General features: G+C 41.4%; 23 protein-coding genes. 10 read left to right on the top strand and 13 right to left on the bottom strand.

Going from position 1 to position 25,423, the window contains the following annotated elements; all coding sequences use genetic code 11:
* The first annotated feature begins 2 nt into the window (after positions 1-2).
* Genes mtnA through K8L98_RS08950 form a run of 4 tightly spaced genes read left to right on the top strand, consistent with a single transcriptional unit; the run spans position 3 to position 4,674 of the window.
* Positions 3-1,061, top strand: a complete 1,059-nt coding sequence (gene mtnA / locus K8L98_RS08965; protein WP_223441451.1) for an S-methyl-5-thioribose-1-phosphate isomerase — start codon at positions 3-5, stop codon at positions 1,059-1,061.
* Position 1,062: 1 nt separating this feature from the next.
* Positions 1,063-2,184, top strand: coding sequence for a sugar ABC transporter substrate-binding protein (locus K8L98_RS08960; RefSeq protein WP_223441448.1), 1,122 nt, complete (start codon positions 1,063-1,065; stop codon positions 2,182-2,184).
* A 2-nt stretch (positions 2,185-2,186) separates the two neighbouring features.
* The gene (locus tag K8L98_RS08955; protein WP_223441445.1) at positions 2,187-3,731 is read left to right on the top strand and encodes a sugar ABC transporter ATP-binding protein; all 1,545 of its coding nucleotides are present in this window, start codon (positions 2,187-2,189) and stop codon (positions 3,729-3,731) included.
* Entirely contained in the window at positions 3,667-4,674 is a 1,008-nt protein-coding gene (locus tag K8L98_RS08950) for an ABC transporter permease (protein WP_223441441.1), read from the top strand. The genes K8L98_RS08955 and K8L98_RS08950 overlap by 65 nt, the downstream gene beginning before the upstream one ends.
* Positions 4,675-4,687: 13 nt before the next feature.
* Here K8L98_RS08950 and K8L98_RS08945 read toward each other — a convergent pair whose 3' ends face one another.
* The 5 genes from K8L98_RS08945 to K8L98_RS08925 all read right to left on the bottom strand — a co-directional run bounded on the left by K8L98_RS08945 (position 4,688) and on the right by K8L98_RS08925 (position 10,843).
* Complete coding sequence (locus K8L98_RS08945) at positions 4,688-5,158, bottom strand: GNAT family N-acetyltransferase (protein ID WP_223441437.1); 471 nt, start codon at positions 5,156-5,158, stop codon at positions 4,688-4,690.
* A 10-nt stretch (positions 5,159-5,168) separates the two neighbouring features.
* Positions 5,169-5,750, bottom strand: coding sequence for a DUF2087 domain-containing protein (locus tag K8L98_RS08940; RefSeq protein WP_223441434.1), 582 nt, complete (start codon positions 5,748-5,750; stop codon positions 5,169-5,171).
* 1,324 nt (positions 5,751-7,074) lie between these two features.
* Positions 7,075-7,905 (bottom strand): tryptophan 2,3-dioxygenase, encoded by an 831-nt coding sequence (gene kynA / locus K8L98_RS08935; protein ID WP_223441431.1) that lies wholly within the window; start codon positions 7,903-7,905, stop codon positions 7,075-7,077.
* Positions 7,906-8,147: 242 nt separating this feature from the next.
* Entirely contained in the window at positions 8,148-8,645 is a 498-nt protein-coding gene (locus tag K8L98_RS08930; protein WP_223441427.1) for a methylated-DNA--[protein]-cysteine S-methyltransferase, read from the bottom strand.
* Between the two features lie 11 nt (positions 8,646-8,656).
* Positions 8,657-10,843, bottom strand: coding sequence for a PAS domain-containing sensor histidine kinase (locus K8L98_RS08925; RefSeq protein ID WP_223441424.1), 2,187 nt, complete (start codon positions 10,841-10,843; stop codon positions 8,657-8,659).
* Positions 10,844-11,164: 321 nt separating this feature from the next.
* On the opposite strand from K8L98_RS08925, the gene K8L98_RS08920 reads away from it, so the two are divergent.
* Both K8L98_RS08920 and K8L98_RS08915 read left to right on the top strand, forming a co-directional pair.
* Entirely contained in the window at positions 11,165-12,184 is a 1,020-nt protein-coding gene (locus K8L98_RS08920; RefSeq protein ID WP_223441421.1) for an acyltransferase family protein, read from the top strand.
* Between the two features lie 195 nt (positions 12,185-12,379).
* Positions 12,380-14,146, top strand: a complete 1,767-nt coding sequence (locus K8L98_RS08915) for a B12-binding domain-containing radical SAM protein (protein ID WP_223441419.1) — start codon at positions 12,380-12,382, stop codon at positions 14,144-14,146.
* Between the two features lie 22 nt (positions 14,147-14,168).
* Here the strand turns inward: K8L98_RS08915 and K8L98_RS08910 are convergent, their stop codons facing one another.
* The 3 genes from K8L98_RS08910 to K8L98_RS08900 all read right to left on the bottom strand — a co-directional run bounded on the left by K8L98_RS08910 (position 14,169) and on the right by K8L98_RS08900 (position 14,744).
* Positions 14,169-14,348 (bottom strand): hypothetical protein, encoded by a 180-nt coding sequence (locus K8L98_RS08910; RefSeq protein WP_223441417.1) that lies wholly within the window; start codon positions 14,346-14,348, stop codon positions 14,169-14,171.
* Positions 14,345-14,521: a hypothetical protein gene (locus tag K8L98_RS08905; RefSeq protein ID WP_223441415.1), complete on the bottom strand. Its 177-nt coding sequence runs from the start codon at positions 14,519-14,521 to the stop codon at positions 14,345-14,347. The genes K8L98_RS08910 and K8L98_RS08905 overlap by 4 nt, the downstream gene beginning before the upstream one ends.
* Before the next feature lie 85 nt (positions 14,522-14,606).
* On the bottom strand, positions 14,607-14,744 hold the full coding sequence (locus K8L98_RS08900) for a hypothetical protein (RefSeq protein ID WP_223441413.1): 138 nt from the start codon (positions 14,742-14,744) through the stop codon (positions 14,607-14,609).
* 96 nt (positions 14,745-14,840) lie between these two features.
* On the opposite strand from K8L98_RS08900, the gene K8L98_RS08895 reads away from it, so the two are divergent.
* The gene (locus K8L98_RS08895) at positions 14,841-15,176 is read left to right on the top strand and encodes a DUF3905 domain-containing protein (RefSeq protein ID WP_223441411.1); all 336 of its coding nucleotides are present in this window, start codon (positions 14,841-14,843) and stop codon (positions 15,174-15,176) included.
* 165 nt (positions 15,177-15,341) lie between these two features.
* Here K8L98_RS08895 and K8L98_RS08890 read toward each other — a convergent pair whose 3' ends face one another.
* On the bottom strand, positions 15,342-16,898 hold the full coding sequence (locus K8L98_RS08890; protein ID WP_223441409.1) for a bifunctional metallophosphatase/5'-nucleotidase: 1,557 nt from the start codon (positions 16,896-16,898) through the stop codon (positions 15,342-15,344).
* 276 nt (positions 16,899-17,174) lie between these two features.
* Here K8L98_RS08890 and K8L98_RS08885 point away from each other — a divergent pair, with 276 nt between their 5' ends.
* Positions 17,175-18,110, top strand: a complete 936-nt coding sequence (locus K8L98_RS08885) for an LCP family protein (RefSeq protein WP_223441406.1) — start codon at positions 17,175-17,177, stop codon at positions 18,108-18,110.
* 128 nt (positions 18,111-18,238) lie between these two features.
* Here K8L98_RS08885 and K8L98_RS08880 read toward each other — a convergent pair whose 3' ends face one another.
* The 3 genes from K8L98_RS08880 to htpX all read right to left on the bottom strand — a co-directional run bounded on the left by K8L98_RS08880 (position 18,239) and on the right by htpX (position 22,979).
* On the bottom strand, positions 18,239-20,251 hold the full coding sequence (locus K8L98_RS08880) for a penicillin-binding transpeptidase domain-containing protein (RefSeq protein WP_223441403.1): 2,013 nt from the start codon (positions 20,249-20,251) through the stop codon (positions 18,239-18,241).
* Positions 20,252-20,380: 129 nt separating this feature from the next.
* Complete coding sequence (locus tag K8L98_RS08875; RefSeq protein ID WP_223441401.1) at positions 20,381-21,727, bottom strand: TrkH family potassium uptake protein; 1,347 nt, start codon at positions 21,725-21,727, stop codon at positions 20,381-20,383.
* Positions 21,728-22,100: 373 nt separating this feature from the next.
* The gene (gene htpX, locus K8L98_RS08870; RefSeq protein WP_223441399.1) at positions 22,101-22,979 is read right to left on the bottom strand and encodes a protease HtpX; all 879 of its coding nucleotides are present in this window, start codon (positions 22,977-22,979) and stop codon (positions 22,101-22,103) included.
* Positions 22,980-23,132: 153 nt separating this feature from the next.
* On the opposite strand from htpX, the gene K8L98_RS08865 reads away from it, so the two are divergent.
* Positions 23,133-23,822 (top strand): DUF1836 domain-containing protein, encoded by a 690-nt coding sequence (locus K8L98_RS08865; protein WP_223441397.1) that lies wholly within the window; start codon positions 23,133-23,135, stop codon positions 23,820-23,822.
* A gap of 3 nt (positions 23,823-23,825) precedes the next feature.
* Here K8L98_RS08865 and K8L98_RS08860 read toward each other — a convergent pair whose 3' ends face one another.
* Positions 23,826-25,022 (bottom strand): NAD(P)/FAD-dependent oxidoreductase, encoded by a 1,197-nt coding sequence (locus K8L98_RS08860; RefSeq protein ID WP_223441394.1) that lies wholly within the window; start codon positions 25,020-25,022, stop codon positions 23,826-23,828.
* A gap of 173 nt (positions 25,023-25,195) precedes the next feature.
* Between K8L98_RS08860 and K8L98_RS08855 the strand changes: the two genes are divergently transcribed.
* Positions 25,196-25,402: an alpha/beta-type small acid-soluble spore protein gene (locus K8L98_RS08855; protein ID WP_223441390.1), complete on the top strand. Its 207-nt coding sequence runs from the start codon at positions 25,196-25,198 to the stop codon at positions 25,400-25,402.
* Positions 25,403-25,423: the final 21 nt, after the last annotated feature.

Below are 25,423 nucleotides of genomic sequence, written 5' to 3'. Positions count from 1 at the left end.
TCATGTCATTTACAAATACAATTATTCCCCGTTCTGTCGAATGGAAAGAAACGTATATCCGCCTGCTTGATCAGCAAAAACTGCCTGCTGTGACAGAGTATATCAAACTTCAGACGATTTCAGACGTTTGGGAAGCGATTAAGGCATTAAAAGTGCGCGGTGCTCCTGCAATCGGAATAACCGCAGCTTTTGGGCTTGCGCTCGCTGCTAAACAGTATGAAACCGAGAATTTAGAGGAATTTCACCTGCTGCTTGACCGCGATCATGATTATCTTGCAAGCTCAAGACCTACTGCTGTTAATTTATTCTGGGCCCTTGGCAGGCTTGTAAAAAGCGTGCAGGGTGCCGTTTCCGTTAACGAAGCGAAAACCGACCTGCTTCATGAGGCCATTCAAATCCAAGTAGAAGACGAAGCAACGTGCCGCAGAATTGGTGAGCATGCCCTCCCGCTTTTTAAAAACGGCGATTCCGTCATGACGATCTGCAATGCTGGATCAATTGCTACTGCACGTTACGGCACGGCTCTCGCTCCCTTCTATCTTGCTAAAGAAAAAAACATCAGTCTATCCGTTTATGCATGTGAAACCCGCCCTGTTTTGCAAGGGGCGCGTCTGACCACATGGGAGCTCCTGCAGGCAGATGTCGATGTGACGCTGATTACGGACAATATGGCTGCACACACGATTTTTTCAAAAGGCATTTCCGCCATCATTGTAGGGGCAGACCGCATTGCGGCAAATGGGGATACTGCCAATAAAATCGGGACGTATAACCTGGCTCTTTTAGCTGGCGCCTTTCAAATCCCGTTTTACGTAGCCGCACCTCTTTCTACTTTTGATACTGAAACGAAAAGCGGTGCAGAAATTCCAATTGAGGAACGGGATCCCAAGGAAATTACGCATTTTGGCGGGCAGCAGATTGCCCCGGATCACGTTAAAGTGTTCAACCCTGCTTTTGACGTAACTCCCCATCATTTGATCACGGGAATCATTACAGAAAAAGGCGTTTTATCCGGTGATTACAGCTCAGAAATTCAGAAAGTATTTAAGGGGGAATTCTAAAGTGAAAGGGTTTAAGCAGGCATTTATTTTACTTACATTGTTTGTCTTTCTTTTAACCGGGTGCACAAGTGAACAGGATGCTGCATCCGATACAGAACCAAAAGCTGCAGAAGAGAAAAAAGAAGAAACGGCTGCGGCTTCCGGCAGCACCGAAGTACCTGAAGCCGTGCAAAAACCGCTGAAAATTGCAGCGATCATGCAGATGTCAATTGGAACATTTTCTTCTCAATACATCTCCGGTGTTCAGGAGCAGGTCAAAAAGTTCGGCGGATCTGTCCAAATTTACAACGCCGATAACGACTTATCAAAAATGGCTACATATGTAGAAACAGCCATCACGCAAAACGTTGATGCTATTTTAATTGACCACGGCCGTGCAGATGCCCTCCAAGGCCCTGTAGAAAAAGCTGCAGCCAAAGGAATCCCTGTAGTAGCCTTTGACAGTGACATCGATGTAGACGGCGTAACTGTCATTGACCAGGACGATTACAGCCTTGCCTGGAAATCACTTAAAACATTAGCTGAAGACTTAAACGGCGAAGGTGAAATCGTTACGGTCTGGGTCGCCGGCTTTACGCCAATGGAAAGACGCCACACCATCTATGAAGCGTTCAAACAGCGTTATCCAAACATTAAAGAAGTGGCTAAATTTGGTACTGCAAGCGCCAATACCGCTTTAGATACTCAAACACAGATGGAAGCCATTTTGAAAAAACATCCTAATAAAGGCGATATTGATGCCGTCTTTGCAGCATGGGATGAATTTGCAAAAGGAGCAACGCGGGCGATCAAGCAAGCCGGCCGTGATGAAATTAAAGTATACGGAATTGACTTAAGTGATGAAGACCTAGAGCTGATGCAGCAGGAAAACAGCCCATGGGCAGCGACTGCTGCCACGGATCCTGCCGAAGTCGGCCGCGTACAGGTTCGCTTTGCTTATCAAAAGATCGCCGGTGAAGAAACACCTAACATTTATTCCTTGGAACCGCATCTTGTTGAAGGATCAGCTCTTCCGGATCAATCTATTAAAATGGACTCTCTCTCAGAATATGTTCCAGGCTGGGGCACTTCAGCGGTAGCCACTTCACCATGGATGAAAACACTTGAAACGAAGGGGGAATAAACATGAGCTCCCTCATCATGGATGACATATACAAATCTTTTGGCGAAGCAACTGTCTTAAAAGGCGTTTCCTTTACTGCCAAAAAAGGCGAGGTTCATGCGCTTCTCGGAATGAATGGCGCAGGCAAAAGCACGCTGATGAAAATCCTGTCCGGTGACTGCAAGCCCGATCATGGAACCATTCTCATAGACGGCAAAGCTTCTGTCTTTCATCATCCTTCTGATGCTAAAAAAGCTGGAATTGGGTTTGTTGTTCAGGAAGTGGACACTGCCCTCTTCCCAACTCTCACAGTCTATGAAAACGTGGCAAACATCCCTGATCAGAAGTCAGCTGCCATTTCTTACAGAAAGCTTAAAGCTGACGCAGAAAACCTGCTGCAGAGGGTTGGCCTCAGCATTAATGTCAGCAAGCTCGTTCAGGAGTGCACTCTGCAGGAAAAGCAGCTGATCTTACTTGCAAAAACCCTTTCTGCATCTGCTGCTTACATCATTTTAGATGAGCCGACAGCTCCTCTCAGCGATACCGAAACCAAGATTCTCTTTAAAATCATCAGGCAGCTGCGCGCAGAAGGTGCAGCGATTATCTATATCTCTCATAAGCTCTCAGAAGTAAAAGAGATCTGCGACAGAGTGACAATTTTACGGGATGGCAGCGTTGTACACAGCGGTGATACCGCTGATATCGAAATTGTAGAGCTCGTAAAGCATATGATTGGCACCGCTTTTCAAATTGAGAAGAAAAAAACTAGAAAAACATTCGATAAACCTTTATTCCATGCAGAAAATATAGTGGTTGAAAAGTTCGGCAGCAAACTAAGCTTCAATGTTCATGAAGGAGAAATTGTAGGAGTAGCAGGTCTTGCAGGAGCTGGAAAAACAGAGCTTGCTGAGGCTTTATATGGCCTAAGCTCCACTAAAGCTTTGATTGAGCTCAGCGGAAAACGGGTTAAAATCACCTCCCCTGCAGCCGCCATTAAATCAGGCATTTGCCTGATTCCTGAAGAGAGAAGAAAACAGGGATTGTTTGTTCATGAACCTGTATCGGTGAATTTGTCGATCCAGTCGCTTCGCTCCATCGCAAGCAGCCTGTGGATTTCAAAGCAAAAGGAACATGCCTTAGCCAACCGGCTGATCAGCAGGTTAAACATTTCTGCAGCATCCCCTTCTATTTCCACAAGTCTGCTGAGCGGAGGAAACCAGCAGAAGGTAGTAATTGGAAAATGGCTTAACACTGATTCTTCTCTCTTTCTTTTCGATGAACCGACAAAAGGGATTGATGTAGGTGCAAAAAAAGAAGTATTTCAGCTGATTCACAAGCTTGCGGCTGAAGGAAAAGGAATTGTCTATTTTTCCGGTGAGTGGGAGGAACTGCTGGAGGTTGCCGACCGCATCATTATTTTAAATAAAGGAAAAGTGGCCAAAGTCCTCACACACGAGGAAGCAACGATTGAAAAGCTCATTTATTATGCATCAGGAGGTGAAGATGATGGAGGAAGCCGTCGTCATCAAGACAAAAAAACAAAGGAGCATTCTGCCCTTTTTGTATAAACACGGCACGATGCTCGTCATTTTAGCAGTTACCATCTACTTCAGCATCGCGGTGGACGAATTTTTAACCTATTCGAATTTCAGTGACATCCTGCGGTCCATTTCAATCGTAACGTTTGTTGCAATCGGCATTACCTTTTCTCTGATTGTTGATGGTTTTGATTTATCTGTGGGCTCCACTGTCAGTCTTGCCACAATTGGAAGTGCGGCTGCTCTCGTATTATTCAGACAGGAATTGCTGGTTGCGCTGATTATCCCAATCGTGATCGGTATCGCAGTTGGATTAATCAATTCTTTTTTAGTCGTAAAAGTAAAGCTTCCGGATCTGCTTGCAACACTTGCAGTCATGTATATAGTAAACGGTATTCACTTGACGTACACAAAGGGGTATTCCATTTATAACAGCATGCCTCTTGAAGGCGGCGGTACTGCAACTGGGAAATTTATTCCGTCCTTTCTGTTCATCGGACAAGGCAGTTTATTTTCCATCCCATTTTCAGCTCTGCTGATGATCATAACTGTCATTCTTGTTCACCTGTTTTTGCAGTATACGAAGCCCGGCCGGCTATTTTATATGACAGGCGGAAACCGGGAAGCTGCAAGACTGTCAGGTATACCTGTTAACCGATATCGTACATATGCCTATGTGCTGAGCGGCGTTTTTGCAGCGATTGCAGGAATTATCCTTGCATCACGTATTGGGACCGGACAGGTTTCTGCCGGTGCCCCGCTTTTAATGGACGGAGTAGCTGCGGCGTTCATCGGCATTTCCGTCTTCGGAGCAGGCAAACCAAATGTCATTGGCACGTTCTTTGGTGCCATCCTAATCGGCATATTGCTGAACGGGTTAACCATGCTGAACGTTCCCTATTATGCTCAGGACATCATTAAAGGAGCAATTTTAGTCGGTGCGCTGGCATTGTCACATTTACAAAAAAAGTAGAGCGAAAACCGCTCTACTTTATTTTTTTCTTATAATGATAGATCGGCCTATTCTCATGCAATCCTTCTTTAAAAGCTGTAAAACCCATCCTCTTCCAGAATGAATTCCCTCGTTCATTATTTGTGAGCACCCCGAGTCTGATTTCACTGAAACCCTCCTCAGCAAGAACTTCTTCTGCCGCTTCATATGCAAGCTTCGCAAGTCCCTTGCCCTGAAAATCACCATGAATGATAAACAAACCAATCCATGGTTTGCCGTCATTCGGATTCAGCGGACAATATTCAATAAGGCCGATGGTTTGCTGATCATGTTTTATCATAAATCGCTTTGCGTTTACTGCTTTTCCTTCTTCACGTTCTTTCTCCAAGTCTTCTTCCGTTACATCCGGTTTTCCGCTTGAAATAATATTAAAATCCGGATTGGAATTCATGATTTCAAGTTCATATTGAAGATGTTCTTTGCCTCTTGGCTCCAGTTTGATCATATTCCCGCTCCTATTCAATTTTCGCCCATAATTCTTTAGGATTAAGTTCATAAATTCCATCTTCCCGGTACATGATGTGATTGATGATAAATTCCCTTCGAAGTGTTGCAAAATCCTCATGAAATCTTTTGATGTATTCATTGATCTCTTTTTCAGGATATTTTTTGCCAGCTTCAAAACCTTTTGCTAAATGATAAAGAACAATAAGCCTTCTTTTCCGCTGAGGCGGAATGGTTTTCAGCTTGCCATCCTTTGTTAAATAATTCCCGAGTATCTTTGTATGCTCCCCTGTTTTTTCTTGATTCATTTCAAGCTCCCCTTTGCCTGTTACGATTTCCATCATGCCGAGTGACAGCTGCTGCAGCAGTTTTTCATTCACTTGAAAATATATGGTATTCTTGACCCTTTTTTCAGATATCAGGCTTATTTCTCTTAGCTTTGTCAAATGATGTGTAATGGTCGGCGGTGTCAGCCCAAGAATACCCGCAAGTGCCTGACCATTTTTAGGACCCTTGGATAAAAGGGCAAGAATTCGGATTCTGGTCGCATCTCCCATGACTTTGTGAAAAGTGACAAGTTTGTTCAGCTGCATTGATTTCCCTCCGATTAGATGTTTATCTAATTAGATGATAATCTAATTGTTAATTAGAAGTCAATCAAATAAGTGGCATTTTTTATATTTTTTCAGACGGATTAAATGGTACAGTTGTGCTGAGCAAAAAGGCAGCAGTAAATGAGGCATTCTTCATGGCTTTTATGTTCCAAATGCAGGCTTGTGAGTTAATTGCCGATTTTTGCGAATAGGATCATATTTTCTGCGAGTTGGAGACTCATTTTTACGAATTGAAACGAGGTTTTTGCAAATTGAACCACTGTATAAGTGTTGGTCCTTATAAATTACAAGTCGTTCACCCTTATTTAACCTGCATATAATAAGTAAATGGCCAAAGGCAGATAGAAATGAGGCATTTTTCATGGCTTTTCTGTTCAAAATGCAGGCTTGTGAGTTAATTGCCGATTTTTGCGAATAGGATCATATTTTCTGCGAGTTGGAGACTCATTTTTACGGATTGAAACGAGGTTTTTGCAAATTGAACCCCTGCATAAGGGTTGGTCTTTATAAATTACAAGACGTTCAGCCTTATTTGACCTGCATATAATAATTAAATGGCCAAAGGCAGATAGAAATGAGGCATTTTTCATGGCTTTTCTGTTCAAAATGCAGGCTTGTGAGTTAATTGCCGATTTTTGCGAATAGGATCATAATTTCTGCGAGTTGGAGACTCATTTTTACGAATTGGAACGAGGTTTTTGCAAATTGAACCACTGTATACGGGCTGGTCCTTATAAATTACAAGTCGTTCACCCTTATTTAACCTGAATATAATAATTAAATGGCCAAAGGCAGATAGAAATGAGGCATTTTTCATGGCATTTCTGTTCCAAATGCAGGCTTGAGTTAATTGCCGATTTTTGCGAATAGGATCATATTTTCTGCGAGTTGGAGACTCATTTTTACGAATTGGAACGAGGTTTTTGCAAATTGAACCACTGTATAAGAGTTGGTCCTTATAAATAACAGGCCATTCACAATCATTTAACCTGCATATAATAATTAAATGGCCAAAGGCAGATAAAAATGAGGCATTTTTCATGGCTTTTCTGTTCAAAATGCAGGCTTGTGAGTTAATTCCCGATTTTTGGCGAGTTGGAGGCTCATTTTTACGAATTGGAACACGGTTTTTGTGAATTGAACCATGATTTCTGCGAATTGGAGCCCCGTGTTTAAACATCGGCAGATGCGAGTCGGATACTCCCTGACTGTGAAACGTTTACTTAATGAAAAATTCCGCCCCGCTTATTAAAAAATGCCCAAATCCAGCTGGAAATGGGCATTTTTTAATCATCTTCAACCTTTACAGCTTCGTCCGTATATCCCAAAGTTCCGGAAAGAATCGGTGATCGAGCACTTTCTTTAAATAGGTGACTCCGGATGATCCGCCTGTTCCTTTTTTGAAGCCAATAATGCGTTCTACTGTTTTCATATGCCTGAAGCGCCATTGCTGCAGCCAGTCTTCGATATCAATCAGTTTTTCTGCAAGTTCGTATAGGTCCCAGTATGCCTCTGGGCTCCGGTACACCTCAAGCCAGGCAGTCTCAACCGCAGCATCACCTTTGTAAGTTACGGTTACATCCCTGTTCAGTGTTTCATTTGGAATGGGCAGGCCTGCTGCTGACAGTGCTTTAATGGAAACGTCATAGATGCTTGGTTTATGGAGAGCTTCCGTCAGCTTGCGGTGCAGGTCTGGATCTTTTTTATAAATTTCCAGGACATGTGTGGTTTTGTACCCCAATGCAAATTCAATCATCCGGTATTGATAAGACTGGAAGCCTGATGCCTGTCCAAGCTTGTCGCGGAACTGGACGTATTCTGATGGTGTTAAGGTAGAAAGAACATCCCAGGCTTCAATAATTTGGGATTGAATTTTTGATACGCGTGCAAGCATTTTAAAAGCCATAGACAATTCCCCTTTTTCAATGGCTTCAATGCTAGCGTTCAATTCATGAAGGATCAGCTTCATCCACAGCTCGCTTACTTGATGGATGATAATGAACAGCATTTCATCATGATGGCCGGATAACCGGTTCTGGCTGCTGAGCAGCGGATCTAAATGAAGATACTCCCCGTATGTCATCCGATTGATAAAATCGGTGTGAATCCCCTTTTCGTCTTTTGGATCTTTCATTTAAACTCCCCTTTTTCAAAATAAAGGAGCTTAAGCTATTGCTTTAACTCCTTTACTTTTTGGTCAAAATCGTCTTTTTTTGATCCTCTGTAATGACATTCATTTTTTGAAATAAATCAGCATAGAATGCGAGTTTATTCGGACGTTTCCACATTCTCATCGTACTCACCCTTTTTGCGCCGAGGCAACTTTTTTAACTATACTAAATAATATGTCGCGCGGGTAAGTATGTGACAAGCAAATTACGCTTGGTAAGAAATTTTTTCAAGATCAAGAAGGACTGCCTTTAGATCTGTTTGTGTGCCTGCATAGCCTGTCAGCATTCCTTTAGCGCCAATCACCCGGTGACATGGGATGAAAATTGGCAGCGAATTTTTCTTGTTTGCCTGTCCGACTGCACGGACTGCTTTTGGTTTGCCGATTCTGACGGCAATATCGAGGTACGTACGGGACTCTCCATATGGAATCTCTTCAAGTGCAGACCAAACATGTTCTTGAAAAGCTGTTCCTGTCTGCTTGAATGGCAGCTGAAAAGAAGTTCTTTTGCCTTCGAAATATTCGGTTAATTGTTTTATTGCATCCTTTAATAAAAGATGATCATCATCTGCTTTCCGTATCGGGTGATTCTGCACATAATCTTCGAATTGTTCCTCTGAGAGAAACAGCCTTGTAATGAAGTGATCATCTGCAGAAATGATCACCTTGCCAATAGGTGTGTGAACTGCTGTATATGAGTGCATAAGGCTTCCTTTCACATGGTTTGTTTGATCGGCAGTGTGATGTGAAACGCCGTCCCATTCCCAACTTTGCTTTCAACCTCCACTTTGCCGCAGTGCTCTTCAATAATTTTATAGCTGACCATTAAACCAAGCCCGGTCCCTCTGTCTTTTGTAGTATAGAATGGTTCCCCCAGCCGCTTGATTTTATCTTCAGGAATCCCGGATCCTTCATCGATAATGGAGATTTTAAGTTCATTTTCATTTTTCAGCATGATATCCACTTGTATGGTGCCTCCGCTTGGCATGACTTCAATCGCATTTTTCAAAATATTAATAAATACTTGTTTTAGCTGGTTTGGCTCACAATAAACAAGCGGAACAGAACCATTATGGTTCAATTGAATCTGGACATTTACCAGGATGGCCTGTGCATTAAGGAGCTCAATCGTTTCCTTCATGATGGTGACCACATCTTTTTCCTGATAGGAAATTGCCTGGGGCTTGGCCAGGATCAGGAATTCAGTAATAATGGATTCAATTCTGCTCAGTTCAGAGGTAATGACATTGAAGTACATTGAGAAATCTTCTTTGACATTCGCTTCAAGAAGCTGAATAAACCCCTTTAAAGCAGTCATTGGATTGCGGATTTCATGGGCAATTCCGGCTGCGAGCTCCCCGACTACACTCAGTGTGTCTGATTTGCGCAAACGTTCTTCCAGTTCTTTCTTTTCCGTGATATCCCGGAAGATCGCGAGATTCATGTTTTCAATAATATTACGCTTTAATGAAAATTCCAGGATTTTTTCTTTATTATTTTGAAGCTTAAACGGGATTTCTTCTGTCGTTTCATCGAGAAAATACATCGAATTCCCTTCTATTTTATCGTAGGAAATCAGTTCATGCAGGTTATATTTGTGAATTTGGTCAAGCGGAATTTCAAGGATATGGCTGGCTGTCGGATTCGCGTCGATAATCGTGTAGCTGTCATTAATCAGCACAATGCCGTCCATTGCACCGTTAAAAATCTTTCTGAACTTCTGCTCGCTTTCTCGAAGCTCTTTTTCCATGCGTTTACGGTCGCTTACATTCCTTAGAATGGTTAAATGATGGCCATCTGTCACGTCCATTTTTGAAGTGAATTCAAGCTGTTTGCATTGGCCGTTTGGCATGTAAAACAATAATTCCTCCCGGATGGCGCCTTTTCGCAAATATTCTTTTTTTGCAGATCTGAACTTCAGATCGCGTAAGTCAATAAAGTCGTAAATACTGCTGCTGATTAAATTCCCGATGGACAATTCAAAAGTTCGGCAGGCTGACTGATTGGCACTGATGATTCTGCCGTCATTGTTCCAGATGATGATGGCATCGATCGCATTTTCAAAGATCTCCCTGAAGCGTTCCTCACTTTTAAAGAGCTTCATTTCCATATTCCGTTTATCGGTAATATCTCTCATAATCGCCATATTGAATCCGCTCAGCACATTTGATGTTGAGGTGAATTCAAATACTTTTTTTCTTCCCGACTGAAGGAGAACAGGCATTTCCCCTTTAGCGCGGCCGCCTTCATTCAGGATCGACCATAGTTTATCGAGTTTAAATTGATTTTCCCCTTCAATAAAATCATCCAGCTTAAACGAACTCAGCATGCTTTTATCGATTTCAAAGTTTGAACAAAATGATCCGTTGGCATCAATAAACTGGCCGCTGCCATCAAAAATGACGATGCCGTCTACAGCCCTGTGAAAAAGATCTTTAAAGAGCTGCTCATTAATCGTCCGTTCCCGCTCAAGCATTTTGTTTGAGGATATATCGCGCATTAATGCTAAATGTTTCGTTCCGAGTGCGTTTTTCTTGATGGAAATCTCGATGAATTTCACTTGTCCATTGTCGAGCTTGATAATCAGTTCATCTGATGTCTGATCATGATCTCTCAGTTCATCCACTTGTTTATGAAGCTGCTGATGAGGAACAAGAGATAAAAAATCACACATTTTCCGCTTCTGCATTTCTTTTTTTGTCAGCTGAAAAAGATGACAGGCTGATTTGTTGCAATCTATAAAATGGAATGTCTCATTAATAATGATGATGGCTTCCATTGCGCTTTCAAAGACTATTTCATGTTGACGGCTGTTTTCCAGAAGGCGTTTATTTTCCATTTCCAGCAGCCTGATCTGCTCCTGCAAAGATGTTATTTCACATTTATTAATAACTTGGCTCATGCTTTTTTCGCTCCTTGCCTCCGGGCAAAATTTCATCCTTTCTAAATTCAACATAAAAATGAATTGTCCTTCATCATTTTCAATTAAGTGTCATTTTTACTCCTAAGGACCTATTCAAAAAGAACGATCAGATAAAAAATGCAAATATTTTAACATTTTACATAATCCTTACATGTTCTTTACAATCCCATTAAAATGGCTTATATTCCATTTTGGCTGTTTTAAACTCTATATAAGATGGGTAAAAGGGTAATTGAGATAGCTTGTGGGGGAAACTAAACTCGGAAGCCTCTTATGACTTCTGTGAAAATGGGTGATTGTATGAAAAATCGTGAGAGCTATTTCGATAATGCGAAGTTTATACTGATCATACTTGTGGTGTTTGGTCATGTCATTCGCTCGTTTATCGATGATAATGAATTTATGCTGAATGTATATAAATTAGTTTATACCTTTCATATGCCGGCTTTTATCTTAATTTCCGGGTTCTTTGCGAAAGGATATAACAAAAAGGGCTATGTGCAGAAAATCTTTAAAAAGCTGATCATTCCTTATTTGATTTTCCAGGGAATTTACTCAGTGTATTACTTCTTAGTAGAATCGGAAAATACGCTTGCAGTTGATCCATTAGATCCTCATTGGTCATTGTGGTTCCTGATGAGTTTGTTCTTTTGGAATCTGTTCTTATTCGCCTATACAAAGCTCGATAAGAGACTTGCGATGGTGATTGCGATCGGTCTCGGCATAGCAATCGGCTATATTGACTCAGCAAGCAATTATTTAAGTGTATCAAGAACATTTGTGTTCTTCCCGCTCTTTTTAGCAGGATTCTACCTGAATAAGTCACATTTCAGGAAATTAACAGCCATAAAGGTTCGTTTAGCATCTATTGCATTATTGCTTGTTACGTTTATTGCTTATTTCTATCTTGACTTTGATTACGAATGGCTGTTTGGCTCTAAACCATATTCTGCTTTTGGTGATGTTGACGCCGCAAATGCATTCATTCGTTTAGGGTTTTACAGTTTGACGTTTGTTCTTTCTTTTAGCTTTCTTTCCCTGATTCCGAAGAGAAACTTTTTCTTCACTCAGTGGGGAACAAGAACATTCTATGTCTATTTGCTGCACGGTTTCATAGTAAGATCGTTCAGAAACAGCGAAGCTCTCGAATGGCTAAAGGATTATCAGAGCATCACACTGATTATTCTTCTGTCCATTCTGTTAACGTTTATCTTATCAACAAATTTTGTCAAAACTGTGACTCAGCCGATCATTGAGCTGAAAGCAACAAACTTGAAGAAATACTTTAAGAACAGAGAAGAGAAGGTTCAATACCGTTAGAAAAAAGGAACCGGCTGTTCAGCGCAGGCAGACAGATAAGGCTCCGCCGTTATAGATGAGGAGCTGGACATCAATGTGAAAAAACCATCACCTGTATCAGGTGATGGTTTTTCCATGTTTTTAACCTCCTTTTTTTATGGGTAAAATATGATAAAATAGATTGATTCAAAAATTAAGATAGAAGTGGTGTTTTAAATGAAAGTTGTACTGAGTACATTAAATGCAAAATATATCCATACAAGTCTTGCCCTCCGCTGTTTAAAAGCACATGCACAGCCTGAATTCGATGTGACTCTTGCTGAGTATACGATTAAGGATCCTGCGATGAATGTCGTAACAGATCTTTTCCGCATGCAGCCTGATGTCGTCGGTTTCAGCTGTTATATATGGAACATAGAAGAAACAATCAAGATTATTAAAATGATGAAAAAAATAAATCCATCTCTCATTATTCTTCTTGGCGGTCCGGAAGTAACGTACGATACAAGAGAATGGATGGAACAGATTCCAGAGGTCGACCACATCGTTATTGGTGAAGGAGAAGAAACATTTAAACAGTTCCTACAGGAGCTGATGGAAGAAAAAAACTTCAAAAACGTTAGCGGGATTGCCTATAGAGAGAACGGCAGCATTATCATTAATCCGCAGCGAAATAAAATCAATCTTGCAGAACTTCCCTCTCCTTTCCGTTTCGAAGAAGATATTCCTCACCTCTCAAAGCGCGTTACTTATATTGAAACGAGCAGAGGCTGTCCGTTCAGCTGCCAATTCTGTCTTTCATCGATTGAAGTAGGCGTCCGTTATTTTGATCGCGAAAAAGTAAAAGATGACATTCGCTACTTGATGAAAAATGGAGCTAAAACGATTAAATTTGTGGATCGCACATTTAATATCAGCAGAAGCTATGCGATGGAAATGTTCCAATTTTTAATTGATGAGCATCTGCCCGGAACCGTGTTTCAGTTTGAAATTACCGCGGACATCATGCGTCCTGAGGTCATTCAATTTTTAAACGATAACGCCCCTAAAGGTTTGTTCCGTTTTGAAATCGGCGTTCAGTCTACAAATGATGCAACAAATGATCTTGTCATGAGACGCCAGAATTTCAGCAAGCTGACACGTACGGTCACAATGGTGAAAGAAGGCGGAAAAATTGACCAGCATCTTGATTTAATTGCTGGTCTTCCCGAGGAAGATTATACTTCTTTCCGCAAAACCTTTAATGACGTTTTTGAAATGCGTCCTGAAGAAATGCAGCTTGGTTTCCTGAAAATGCTGAGGGGAACAGGTTTGCGCCTGAGGGCTGCTGATCATGATTACGTCTATATGGATCACTCTCCATATGAGATTTTGAAAAACAATGTGCTTCCGTTTGAGGACATTGTGAAGATTAAGCAAGTTGAGGATGTATTAGAGAAGTATTGGAACGACCATCGTATGGATGCAACAATTGAATATTTAATTAAAGACGTCTTTGATACACCGTTTGACTTCTTCCAGGCATTTGGAACGTATTGGGACGAACAGGGCTGGGTCCGCATCGGACATCAGCTTGAAGACTTATTTAAACGCCTTTTCACCTTCCTGTCCTCTCATTATAGAGAGCAGGCAGCTATAGCAGAAGGCTTTATGAAGTTTGATTACCTGTCTTCTCAAAAGCATAAACCGCGAAAGCCGTGGTGGGATGATATGCTGTCAAAAACAGAGAGAAGCAAGCTGTATCAAACCATTCTCTCTAATCCAGGCATTCTTGGTGAAGAGTTTGAAAAGAAAGCATTTGCTGAAAAAGATTTATACAAGCACACTGTCCTTGATAAAGTGCCGTTTCAGCTGGATACCTATTTAAAAACAGGCGAGCTGATCATGGGAGAGAGCATTGTGCTTGTGCACTATGATCCAATTACGCTTATAACAACGCCGTATGCAGTTACTGAGCAAGTGCTTGAAGATAAAGTAAGTTAAAACGGAAAGCGAAAAGCGAGAGTTAACACTCTCGCTTTTCGCTTTTTTTAGATTTCTTCGCCTTTTTCTCCGCATAAGCATCGATAAATTTGGCTGAATTGTAATCGCCCATTTCTGTTCCAAACTCTTCTTCAAGAAGACTTGGCTCCATCGGCTTTTTATGCTGCTCGCTGTGTGCGCTTTTGTGTGTGTTTTTTGTCATCTGAATGATCCTCCAGAGCGCCCTTTGCTTCCGTTTTTGCTGTTGCGGTTTGCGCCCTTTGCCGGATTTTCCTGACTGTATGCAGATTCCGCTGCGAACTCGGTATCAGGCAGGCTTTCTTTCGGAGTAAAATTGTTTTTCAGCGCTTGATCTCTTGCAGCTTTTCTTTTCATGAAAATCCCCCTCATCAGAAGTGTGAGAATTTCTCACTGTCTTTAGTGTGAGTCTTTCTCTTCATCTTATGAGAGGGAAAACGAGTCAATTGTGTTCTTGTTTATGCTGATAAGCAATGAGAACGATCTCTTCGCCTGTTTCGGCGCGCAGCTCATTTTCCATTTTCTTCACTTTTTCCAAGTATTCATCCTGAAGCATTGCTACTGGAAATTCCTGATTCATGCTAATCACTCCTTTTTTAGTAGGATAACCAATTCCTGATCAATTCTTTCATATCAAGCACTTTATAAGAACATACTAAAAATGGAGGTGAACAGGATGAGCAAAAAAGATGAGTATTCTTTAGATGAAACCCTTCCCCATCAGGCAGGCGCCCCATCGTGGAAAGGTACAGGCATCAGTATGCAAAAGCCGTTTATAAATGAGCATGGCGTCGTAATTGGCGACAGTTTTTATGAATCCAGACAATCTCCTTTGAATCAGTGGAGCGATGAGGTCGATCCTGCCATCATGTCCGGCGATCAATGGGTTCATCCAACAAACGACATTGGCTGGAATACGAGTGAGAACCGTGAGCTGATTGAAAGCAAAAAAAAGCCCGGGGGCTTCCCATTTATGCATCCCGATAAAGATGCAGGATATGGACAGGACTAGTATATGAATTGGAGTTTACCATTTTTCCCCAAACTGTTTGAATTGGGGAAAAATATTCTCAAAAGAAAATGGTCGTTTTTATTTGAAATACGAAAAATGGTTCTTTTCATTATATTTTTTGTCAAAAAAGAAGCTGCTTAACGCTGCTTCTGAAAAAACATCTATTTATTGATTATCATTCAGATAAACTGAGAGTAGTTCTGATAGTTCAGGGCCCTTTTTGATCCATTCTGTCTGTTTAAACTCTTTAAATCCGTCACCGCCTGATGCAAGATAGTTGCTTGTTGCAGCTGTATAGGTGCGGTTATCCTGAATTAATTCTCCCTGAGCGGTCTTTAAATCACTGATTCTTTCGCCTGCTGGCGCATTTCTATTGATGGAATAAGTAATTCCTTCTGTCTGAAGCAAATTCTCTGCCTTTAAAGCCCACTGCTGTTCCAGGATGCTCTTTAATTCTTTTCCTGTCATCGAAACCTTAACGGCGTAATGGTGAAAAGGAAGAGCGGCAATTAACTGCTGCTTCGTAATAGTTCCCTCTTTTAAGCTTTCACGTATTCCGCCATGGTGTACCATAGATATTTCTGTGTTCATTTCCTCGTTCAGAGCGCTTGCTATGAAGCCTGCTAATGGTGATTCACCTTGATCATTCTTTTTTCTTGATAAATTTTGAGTCAGGTTTCCAATGGATGTGCTGTATTCTTCTCCAAGCCTATCCTGGTATTTCTTAATTAAATCAAGGGCTGCTTGATCAGGCTTGACGGATTTGTGTTCAGTTAAAACGATCTCAGCCTCTTTTTGTACAATTTCCTTCTTTTTTCGGTCAATTGTTACTTTCACGTCTGAGAGAGCTTTTCCGTAGGAGTAGCTTTGAACAATCAGCTTATTATCTACGACCGTGTTGGCATGCTGATGACTGTGCGCTCCAAAGATTACATCGACTTCATCACTTATATATGCCGCCATCTCTGTTAAATCTTCACTAGCGTTCTCCCCGTTTTTATCTGACTTCGCTGCAACATGCGCCAGTACAACGATTGCTTTGATCCCTTCTTTGTTGAGTTGTTCAACTGTCTGATTAATGGCTGCTGCTTCATCGGTGATTTCAATTTGATCCTGATTTTCCGGCAGCAAAAATTGATTGGTCTCTGTTGTAACAACACCTATAAATCCAATTTTGATACCATCAATTTCTTTTATGGAGTATGCGGGAAACATCGGTTTTCCTGTTGCTTTATTGATGACATTTGCTGAAATATAATCCGAATGAGTGCCTTTGAAGAAACCTGTTTTTGGATGGAATCCGCCGTCTATCAGCCGCGTAAGTTCGTTTGCTCCCTGGTCGAATTCATGATTTCCGGGAGTACCGACATCAACACGCAGCTGATTTAAAAATTGAACGGTCGGTTCATCTTGATAAAGAGAAGAAATAGGGGGACTTCCGCCTGTCATATCACCCGCATGAACAAGCATCGTGTGTTCGTGCTCCTGTCTCAGTCTGTTAATATGAGCAGAAAGATACTCTGCCCCGCCGACTTTTTTTCCTGAAAGCACGGAATGCGTATTCAGCTGTCCGTGCAAATCATTCATACCAAGTAAATGAATCTCTGACAGCTGATTTTCATCTGTACCAGCCCGGCCCTGGCTCCCGCCATAGACAGAAGCAAGAAAAAGGATAAAAACGAATAAAAAAAACATGGATGCAATTTTCACAGTATGTTTCAAATCGGCTTCCCTCCTTTTGATGCTTCTAACGTAGCACGCCAGAATGAAGCGCATCTAAAGTACAGGTAAAGGATTGTTAAGTTTTGTTAAGAAAAACATTTATCCCTTAACAGAGGCTCCTGATTCATCTTTCTCTTTTCAGAAAACATGAAATCCTTTACAATAGGATATTGAGGCTGCAATTCATAACATTACCACAATCTAACATCCCCTTTAATCGTAAAAAAGAAGTATACTTTAGTCAGTTCCAATGATTTAAAGAAATGAGGGTAATACATGCGTTCAGATAATCATCTCCAAAAGAAAAAGAGCCGCAAAAAGAATATATTGGTCTTTTTCTCTATCCTGACTCTTCTGTTTGCAGGGTTTGCATGGTTCGCCTACGATCAATTTGTATCAGGCATAAATCAAACAGCAGCAGAAGCAAACATTAAAAAAACTGAATATACATTTAATGGCCAAAAAGATGAAAATGGAAACACAAATGTTCTGGTGCTTGGCAGTGACTCAAGAGGAGAAAAGCATGCCCGCACAGATACAATCATGATTGCTCAGTATAATGAAAACACAAATAAACCAAAGCTGCTTTCCATTATGCGTGATTCCTATGTGGAAATTCCGGGACACGGTCAGAACAAAATAAATGCCGCATTTGCAATAGGCGGTCCCGATCTGCTGCGCGAAACAATTAAGCATAACTTTGATATCGATATCCAGCACTATGCAATCATTGACTTCAAGGGGTTTGAAAGCATGATTGACACAGCATTCCCAGAAGGTGTGGAAATAAATGTTGAGAGTCAAATGTCAGAAAAAATTGGTGTAACGATCGAACCTGGTCTTCAGAAGCTTGATGGTGAGCATCTATTAGGGTACGTGCGCTACCGCGGCGGAGCCGACAGTGATTTCGGCAGAGTAAGACGCCAGCAGGAAGTCATGAATCTTTTAATGAAAGATATGCTCACTATAGAGGGTGTAACCAAATTGCCTAAACTTGCAGGAGTTATCACACCTTATATCAATACAAATGTGGATACGTCTACAGGCATTTTCATTGCAAAAGACATTATCACGAATAAATCCGATTTGGAAACCATGCGCATCCCGGTTGACGGCAGCTTTGAAAATGCCAGATACAATGGAGCCGGATCTGTTTTAGATTTAAATATTGAAGAAAATAGAGAAGCGATCAAAACATTTATGAATTCATAAAAAAAGCTATTGCCGGCGGCAATAGCTTCTTTTTTAGCACAAAAGAGAGTTTTGCTTGTTTCAAGGTACCATAGGCAATCGCCAATTTTTTCGGCACTGCTTGGCAATAAACTCCTTCTAGTTTACTTTTATTTCAGATAGCTTGAAAATACTTGTTTAACCTTCGGTACTACATAGTGACTGCCTCCACGGTCTTTCACGTCCTCAACCATCATCGTTATCAAAAGTTCAGGATTTTCCATGTTCATCCCGACAAACCAGCCATTTTCCTTCCCGATTTCTTCCTTAGTCGTTTTCAGTTCAGCGGTTCCTGTTTTGCCGGCCAGCATAATATTTGGTAATTTCGGCTCATGTGCTGTTCCGGTTGGATCTTCAACGACTTTGATTAAATCAGACAAAATAATGGAGGTATTCTCTGGGCTGACAATCGCTTCTTTCCAAATCTCAGGCGCAGGCTGATCTTTTTTCTCAAGATAAGGCTTCAACATGCTTCCTTCGTTCAAAAAGACAGTATAGGCTGCAGCCAGATGCATAGGGCTCATTTGCACTTCACCTTGTCCATAGCCTGAGTCAGCAAGCAGAATTTCTTCAGCTGCTAAATCTGAAGTTGAAATGGAGGAAGTCGCAATTGGAAATGGATAATCAATCTCTTCACTGAATCCAAATTCCTCCAGGCCCTTTTTAAAGGCTTCAGGTCCGATATCTAAAGCTGCCTGAGCAAAATAAATATTATCTGATGAGACAAGCGCACGTTCGAGATTAACAGATGAATAGGTTTCCGAAACTCTCGTAATCGTATATTTGCCCCATTCAGGTCCTTTTTGCCATGTTGGACCATTAATTTTCTTAACAGCTTCAGGCTCAATGGCCCCGGTCTTTAAACCGACTGCTGCTGTTATTGCCTTAAATGTAGAACCCGGTGAAAAGGTTTTATTAAATTTGGCACTGAGAGGTTTTTGCGGATTCTCAGCCAATGCACTGTACGCAGCACTTGACATGCCAAATACAAATTGATTCGGATTATAGGACGGACTGCTGACCATTGCGAGGGTTTCTCCTGTTTTAGGATGAAGAGCCACCGCTGTGCCTGAGTCCCCTTTCAGCTGATTATACAGCTGCTTTTGCAGATCTGAATCAATTGTCACCGTAATGTCTTCCCCATTTTTCGCAGGCGTTTCAGCAATTGTTTCATTTGAAGAATCAATAAAAATTCTATAGCCCGATTTTCCTCTCAGGCGTTCCTCATAAACATATTCAAGCCCGGCTTTACCGATTTGCGAGGTGCTTGTATACCCTTTATCCTTTAAGTCCTCAAGCTGCTCCGCTGAAATGCTGCCGACATATCCGGATAGATGGGCAGAACTCTCTCCCTGCGGATAATATCTGCTGTCAACATCTGCTTTTTGAAAGCCCGGAAGTGAGGTTACTTTTTTAAGCAGCTCTTTATTCGCTGGATCAACTTTCATGATCGGTACAGAGACATTCGGCTTTACCCAGTTGGCTGAAAGCTTTGAGTCTATATCTTCAACAGAAAGATTCAGCAGTTTCGCAGCTTCAGCCTTTACTTTTTCAGGATTGTCGCCAAGCTGACCGGGAACCACTTGAATTTCAGGAACTTTCGCCTGAATAGCAATTCCATTTCCGTATTTATCAAAGATGCTTCCCCGCAAGGGCTTGATTTCAGAAACACGGACAGCATCTCCTTCTTTCAGCTGCGGAAAAATCATCGATGGATTCCACGCTAAAAACCAATTTTCTTCTTTATCCGCCTCTTCCTGAACAAAAACAGCATCCTGTTTAAATTCAACGGGACCAGCAAGTGTTTCCATCTTTAAAGCATATGGCAGAGAAGCTTTTTTCTCATCTCCCCTGTCTGCTTCCTCTTCCGGTTTGTCATATGTAACTTTCAAATTGCTGACTTCTATGGATTGATAGATTTTTTTGTATCGTTCTGTAAACTCTTTTTCTGTCATTTTGTTTTTTGCGTCTGCTGATAAGAAATCATACATTTCGTTAAACTTTTGCTCATTCCAGAGGCTCACATATTCCTGAAATCTCTCTTCGGGCGTTGGCCCTTTAGAACAGGCGCCTAAAACGATGATCAGCAAGACAATTGCTGCTAAAATACAACTCTTTTTCACTATATCTGATCTCTCCCATTTGTTGATAGTATAAGTATAGCACAGACAAGGGATTATTTTCCTTATAGATGTTTCTTACTCCACAGCCCATAAAAAAGCAGGCACATAATACACGCCCGCTTCTTTTATTTATCCTATAATGACACGTTCTTTCGGATAATGGTAATTTGGTTTTACTTCTTTTGAACCGATAATGTAGATAAAGGTTACAATTCCAATTCTGCCGATAAACATGAGGATCATAATGATGCATTTTCCAATAATGCTCAAATCAGGTGTAATTCCCATTGAAAGCCCTGTTGTCCCGAATGCAGAGCATACTTCAAACAGGATTTCGATGAAGGTGAACCTTTCCGTAATGGATAAGATGAACACGGATGTAAAGCAAAGAACGAAAGCCATCAAAGTAACAACCAGTGACTTTTTCACATCATCCTCGTGCAGCTCTCTTTTGAAGATTTTGATCGTCTTGTTTCCTTTTGCAAAGTGATAAAGCGCCAGTAAATTCAGCGCAAATGTAGTAGTCCGGATTCCTCCGCCGACTGAGCTCGGGGAAGCACCGATAAACATCAAAATACATAAAATCAGCAGAGTTGCCTCTGAAAACAGGCTGACATCCATGGTTGCCAGCCCGCCGCTTCTTGTTGCGGTTGACTGAAACAGCGAGTAGAAAAGGGTTTCATGCCATGATTTGTCCTGAAAGAAAAATTGAAATTCGAGTAAAGCAATCATTATTGTGCCGCCAATAACCAGCAAACTATATGTAACCGTTGTAAGTTTCGTAAAAAGCGTAAAACGGTATTTTCCCTTTTTGCTGAATAAAAAGGTTTTCACCTCTATTAAAACAGGGAAGCCGATAGCGCCTAATGTAATCAAAAGAATAATGACAAATTGTATGAAATAATCATCAGCATATGGAATCATCGAAGCACCCGTAATGTCAAAGCCTCCATTTGTTGTTGCACTTACAGAATTAAAAAAGCCGTGCAGGAAAGCTTCCTGCCATGTTGGATAGTATTTCAGGAAATAGATGCCGAGAATCATGCCGCCGCTGAACTCGATAAGCAGGATTAAAAGCAATATTTGCTTCATCAAATTTACAATTCCCGAAAGTGCATATTGATTTTGATCCGCCATGATCAATCTTCTCTCTCTGAGGCCAATTCGTTTCCCGACTATCAGCCAGATAAAGGTACCGAGCGTCATGACTCCAATTCCTCCGAACTGAAGAACAAACATGAGGATAAATATACCTGGTACGGTTAAAGTATCTGATATATTAACAACACTTAATCCAGTCACGCTTACTGCGCTTACAGCTGTAAAAAGACCGTCCATAAATCCCCATTTCACCCCTTCCTGATGGGCGACAGGAAGGCTCAGCAAGGCTACCGAAACGCTGACTGCGATAATGTAATAGGCTGCAATCAGCTGAAACGGAGTTAATTTTTGCAAGAATAATTTAAATCGTTTCATTGGTTGGTTCATTCCTTAAATAGTGGGGTTAACTGCATGTTCTCTATCATAATGAAAAGCAGGGCATCTGAAAAGGGGTATACGGAAATTTTACGCAGAAAGATTCGGCCTAAGTTCATTTTCAACATGAACTGAATAAATCATACCTGACTGAATTTCAAGAGCAAAAGTGCAGGCGCCTTGGTCAGATCGGACAGGCAGATTAGAATCCGACAGAAAATTTCGGGTTTGACTTTTATTGCTGGTTCGTTCTGAACTAGGATTTAGGCGACGTAGCTGGACACAGATACTTTTTCATTATCCATAATTTGACTTTATGTTCTAAACAACAAAAAAAGCAGATGAGATCATAGTCTCATCTGCTTTTCCCTGTTTATTTGGCTTCTAAACGGCGAATTCTCTCATCTAAGTCAGGATGTGTTGAAAATAGAGCCAGTCCGCGTTTACCGTTGATTTTTAGCGTCGCAACGGAGGATTGTTCGTTGTTAACCCGCTGTGTATATCCTTTTAGAGCACGAAGCGCATGAACCATTTTGTCCTTGCCGGCAAGATCCGCTCCACCATTATCTGCATGGAATTCACGGTGGCGTGAATAAGCAAAAACCACAAGACTGCCAAGAATAGAGAACAGCAGCTGGAAGATAAGGATCGCTATGAAGTGAACAATTGGAGCCATATCTTCTCTGACAAATCTCGATGCTGCCCATGCTGCAATTCTTGCAAGGAACACAACAAATGTATTTACAACACCTTGAAGCAATGTCATTGTCACCATATCACCGTTTGAAATGTGCGCAACCTCATGGGCAAGCACACCTTCAACCGCAGCATCATCCATTTCCTCAAGGAGTCCGGTAGATACGGCTACAAGTGAATTGTTTTTTGAAGGACCTGTTGCAAAGGCATTTACCTCGCGGGATTGATAAACTCCCACTTCCGGCATCTTCGTTATTCCCGCAGCTCTTGATAATCGATGGACACGGTCTACGAGATTTCTTTCATAAACTGAAAGTGATTGATCAGGCTTTAAAACCTTGACCCCCATCATCATTTTTGCCATCCATTTAGACATCAGCAGTGAAATAAATGACCCAGTAAAACCTACGACTGCACTGAAAACAAGCAAGCTTATGAGATCGATTCCACCAGAAGCATTTACATATGATCCAACTCCTAAAAGCGAGAGAACAACGCCAATTGTAATAAGCACAAGAATATTTGTTAAAATAAATAGGAAAATACGTTTAGCCATCTTGCACCTCCATTATTTTGAGTTCAAGTGAACTTGTATTATAATCATATTATAATTAAAATACATAAGAAAAAGCAAATAAAAACACTTTGGAAAACTCAGGAAAAGCGGACTTCTCAAAGGGAACTAAATGATAAGAAAAGAGGTGTGAGGGTGAATACAATTCAGTTAAAGCGATCTGACATGGCCAGACTGCTGCTTGCTTTAAAAGGGGAAAGCGGACATACGCCGCTTGAACTGCTAAACCAGTTAGGCATCCGAAAAGACGGTCCAGACGACGTATTGCCTGATTTTATAAAAAATCATAAACCATTTCCAAGAGGCCTATCAACAAATGAAATTGTCGCACTTGCAAAGCTGTGTGAATTGACGTCTCTGAAGTCAACATCCATTCAGAACTGGATTAAGCGGGATATAAAAGAGTTGATCGGCGCACCTGAACTTGGCAAAAAGTATTCGATTGAACAGGCTGCCATACTGCTGATTGTCAGAGATTTAAAATCGGTTTTTGATTTTGATACAATCAGGCAGCTCTTAATGAGCTTATTTAATACGATATCAGACCGAAGCGATGACTTAATCTCTCCTTTGACTTATTATGCCGCATATGGAGAGATTCTCGAAAGAATGGAGTCCATTACAGTTTTCTCCTTATCTGAGCACGAAATGGAGGAGGAAATCTTAAAAAAGATCGAAGCATCCAGGGATGTTTTTCAAGATCTTTCGAATGAATTATGGATACAGGTAAAAAGCATATTAACGGTTACCGTTCTGTCTGTGCTTGCCTCTTATCTTCAGAGAAGAACAGAGCTTTTTTTTCATCAGCATCTTGAACAGAAATAAAGATTACCTCTGCATATACATCTGCAAGTCATCATTCTGCTTCCCTGTTAAAAGGTCCCGGATGAGGCTTGCGAGCATGTAGCTGTAGATGGTGCCATTTCCGCCATAGCCCAGTAAAAACAGGCAGTGCGGCAGCTCAGGATATTCTTTAATCATCGGAAGCCCGTCATGAGTACTTCCAAACACACCTCCCCAGAAGTATTCAGCCTCAAGCTTCAGTTCAGGAAAGAGCTTTTTTACTTCCATCAGAAGCTGATCTTTTTTATGGATCAGCTTCGCTTCTATTTTCTCTGCTTCTATTGTTTTTTCATCAAGCCCTCCTGCTATAATTCGGTTATCGGCAGTTGTTCTTAGATATAAATAAGGTCTTGCTGTTTCCCATATAAGCGTTTGACCGTGCCATATTTCTTTCTCTTTAAGCCTGTTTGTGGCGATTGCATATGTACTGGACAAAACAGCATTCTTTTCGCATCTGATTTCCTGATTGCGGTATCCGGCTGCCATGATTACCTTCTTGGCTTTAATACTTGCCCCGCCTGCGGTATACATGATGGCATGGCTTTCCTCAAATTTTCTCCCGTTGATCTCAGTCTTTTCAAAAACACGCACACCCCGAGCTGCCGCAGCTTCAATTAGAGAAAGTGCAAGCTTATAAGGGTTAACTTCTGCGTCACCTCCCGACAAAATTGCTGCAGGCTTGTTAAATCCATACATTCTTTTGATATCGGAAGCGCTCAGCCACTCTGCCTGAAAGGAATGCTTCTTCAGCATGTCATATTCCTTTCTCAATGCATCTGCGTCTGCCTCCTCAGATGCATAATAGAGAGTCTCTCTTATTTTAAAGTCAGGATTGATTGATAAGGATGGAACCAGCTTATCTAACCCTTTCAGTGCCTGTTCACAAAGCCGGTAATGCCTGACAGCAGTCTCCCGGCCAAAGGAGTTTGAGCAGGCTGTAAGCATTTTATCATTCGAATATTGCAGCAGTCCGGTATTTGTACTGGAACTTCCGCAGCCGGCCCGATCCATTTCAACTAACACAACATTCAGATCTGTTTCGCTCAGAAAATAAGCACAGTGGGCGCCCGACTCGCCGCCTCCGATAATTAATACGTCACAGCAAATATCCATATCCAATGGTGGGTACGGTTTATGAGTAACTGTTTCAGGCCAAAAAAACGTGCCGCTTCTAATCTCCATCACTTCACCGCCTCTTATAAAGCATAAAGGTAGTTTTTGTAATTCCAAATCCTTTCATTCAGGCATATTCATGCCGTCATACGGTGACAATTGCCAGTATATTATTTCTGCCTGAATCAACACTATAGGAACAGCCATATCAGGCTGACCAATTAAAAAAGGAGTTGAAAACAATGGCACGCAGCAGCAACAAATTACTTGTTCCAGGAATTGAACAGGCACTGGATCAAATCAAATATGAAATTGCCCAGGAATTTGGAGTTTCGCTTGGATCTGACACTGCAGCACGATCAAACGGATCTGTAGGCGGAGAAATTACAAAGCGCTTAGTCGCTCAAGCACAAGCAGGACTCGGCGGACAACCCTCTAAAACTGAATAACATGGCAAAAACCGCCGGGTG

It is taken from the genome of Metabacillus dongyingensis (assembly GCF_019933155.2).
GTDB lineage: Bacteria > Bacillota > Bacilli > Bacillales > Bacillaceae > Bacillus_P > Bacillus_P dongyingensis.
Note: the sequence above shows the minus strand (reverse complement) of the source record. Positions and strands in the feature narration are given on the sequence as shown.